This is a genomic window from Neisseria sp. P0021.S006, from assembly GCF_051956895.1.
The window spans coordinates 1-2,493 of the sequence record NZ_JBQCWZ010000130.1; the positions used below are offsets into that span (position 1 = coordinate 1).

General features: G+C 50.5%; 3 protein-coding genes. All 3 read right to left on the reverse strand.

The window, feature by feature from the left end; all coding sequences use genetic code 11:
• A partial coding sequence (locus ACTHUM_RS11495; RefSeq protein WP_440402925.1) for an urease accessory protein UreH domain-containing protein occupies window positions 1-295 on the reverse strand: 295 nt, incomplete at its 3' end.
• A gap of 110 nt (window positions 296-405) precedes the next feature.
• Window positions 406-1,446: an ABC transporter permease gene (locus ACTHUM_RS11500; RefSeq protein WP_107792492.1), complete on the reverse strand. Its 1,041-nt coding sequence runs from the start codon at window positions 1,444-1,446 to the stop codon at window positions 406-408.
• Between the two features lie 36 nt (window positions 1,447-1,482).
• A partial coding sequence (locus ACTHUM_RS11505; RefSeq protein ID WP_440402926.1) for an ABC transporter permease subunit occupies window positions 1,483-2,493 on the reverse strand: 1,011 nt, incomplete at its 5' end.

Here is a 2,493-nt window from a genome sequence, read left to right on the forward strand (position 1 = left end):
GATACAGACCGAGCAAAAGCAGCAAGACATTGGCAGCAATATACAAACCGTTTTGAACCGCGCGCGTATCGTCTAAGGAAATGCCGACCTGCCCGACCAAGCCGACCAACAGGCCAATGACGACATAGCTGCTGATGCGCCCCAAGTTCAACAATACAATCAGCCCGATTCGGTTTAAATGTGGCGGTAGCTGCAAAGCAAATGCGCTGCTCAATCCGCCGCACATGCCGACGCAATGCGTTCCGCCGAAAAAGCCGAGTAGAAAAAGAGTAAGAAATGTGATTTCTTGATTCATGATTTTTAATGATTCAAACGAATGGATGAGGCCGTCTGAAACTTTTCAGACGGCCCTAAGAATGCAGGACAGGCTTTGCCGCCCATCCTTTTCACGCTTTAGAAAAGCAATTAACTGCGTGCGCGTACGTCAAATGCCTGACGCAAACCTTCGCCGATCATGACCAGCAAAAGCAGCATTACCGTCAGTGTAGCAACGGCAGACATGCCAATCCACCATGCGTCCAAGTTGTCTTTGCCTTGCGCCAGCAACTCACCCAAACTTGCCTGTGAGGCAGGTACGCCCAAGCCCAAGAAGTCCAAACTGGTCAGGGCAAGTACGGCGCCAGAAATACGGAAAGGCAGGAAGGCCAATACCGGCGTCAAGCTGTTGGGCAGGATATGGCGCCACATGATTTCACGGTTGCCCACACCCATCGCGCGCGCCGCCAAAACATAATCGGCCTGACGGTTTTTCAAAAACTCGGCGCGGACATAGTCGGACAAGCCCATCCAGCCGAAAAGCGACAGCAACACCAGCAAAATCAACAGTCCCGGATTAAAGAACGAAGACAGGATAATCAGGAGGTACAGCTCCGGCATACCGCCCCAAACCTCGATAAAACGCTGCATCAGAAGGTCGGTTTTACCGCCGAAATAACCCTGCACCGCGCCTGCAACCACGCCAATAACGGTAGTCACCACGGTCAACACCAAGGCAAACAACAGCGAATCACGGAAACCGTAAACCAAGCGCGCCAGCAGGTCGCGGCCACGGTCGTCCGTTCCCAAGATATGCCGTTCGGACGGTTTGGCCGGATCGGGTACCGTATCAAAATCGTTCAAGGTATCGGCATCGTAAGGATTGGGCAGGTAAAAGGCAAAATTGCCGTCTGAAGTAATGTTGTGGCGGATAAGCGGATCCAGATAATCCGCCGGCGTATCGAAATCGCCGCCAAATGTGGCTTCGTTGTATTCGTTTACCAAGGGGAAGAAATACTCGCCCTGATAACGTATCCACAAAGGTTTGTCGTTGCTCCACAAAGGTGCAAGCAAAGTGACGACAAACAAAACGGCCAAAATCCGCAAAGCCAACCAACCGCGCTTATGCTGTTTAAAGGCTTGCCAAGTAGGGTTTGAAGTAGATTTTTTCTTTTTCATGGTTCGAAACATTCTTTAATAATAGATTGAAGATATTTTCAGACGGCCTTATTTCTGTCCGCCAAAGTGAATGCGCGGATCGACCCACGAATACGAAATATCTGACACCAATTTAGCCAACAACCCCATCAGCGTGAACACGTACAGCGTACCCATTACGACAGGATAATCACGTTTCATCACTGCCTCGTAAGACAGCAAACCCAACCCGTCCAGCGAGAACAACGTTTCAATCAACAGGCTTCCGGTAAAGAATGCGCCGATAAATGCGGCCGGGAAACCGGTAATCAGAGGAATCATGGCGTTGCGGAAAATATGTTTCCACAAAATCTGCTTCTCAGGCAAGCCCTTGGCTCGCGCGGTATAAACATATTGACGGCGGATTTCTTCAAGGAATACGTTTTTCGTCAATACGGTCATTACCGCCAAGTTGCCTGCTACCGAAGCGGTAATCGGCAAGGCCATATGCCACAAATAATCTTTGACTTTACCTGCCCAAGAGAGTGTATCGAAATCATCGCCGACCAAGCCGCCCTGTGGGAACCAGGCAAAAAAGCTGCCACCGCCAAACAACACCAGCAACACCAAGCCCAAGACAAACGGCGGTACGGTATAGCCGACCAAAATGATCATACCCGTAACCGTATCAAACCGGCTGCCATCCCTGGCCGCCTTGGCAATACCCAACGGAATACATATCAAATAAGTTAGGAAGAATGTCCACAAACCCAAACTCATCGATACCGGCATTTTCTCTTTTACCAACTCAAATACGGTTTGGTGGTGGAAAAAGCTCTCGCCCAAATCAAAACGGGCGAATTTCCATACCATATCGACAAAACGCGTCACAGGCGGCTTGTCGAAACCGTATAAAGCATTCAGAGCAGCCAAATCTTCCGCACTGATGCGGTTGCCGTTTTTAGCCAAAGTTCCAGGCATACTGCGTCCTGCTGTTTCGCCGCCAACCGCGCCCTGCGTCAGCTGCTGAACCATCTGTTCCACCGGACCGCCGGGAACAAACTGAATGACGGCGAAGGTAATCGCCAAAATCCCCAACAA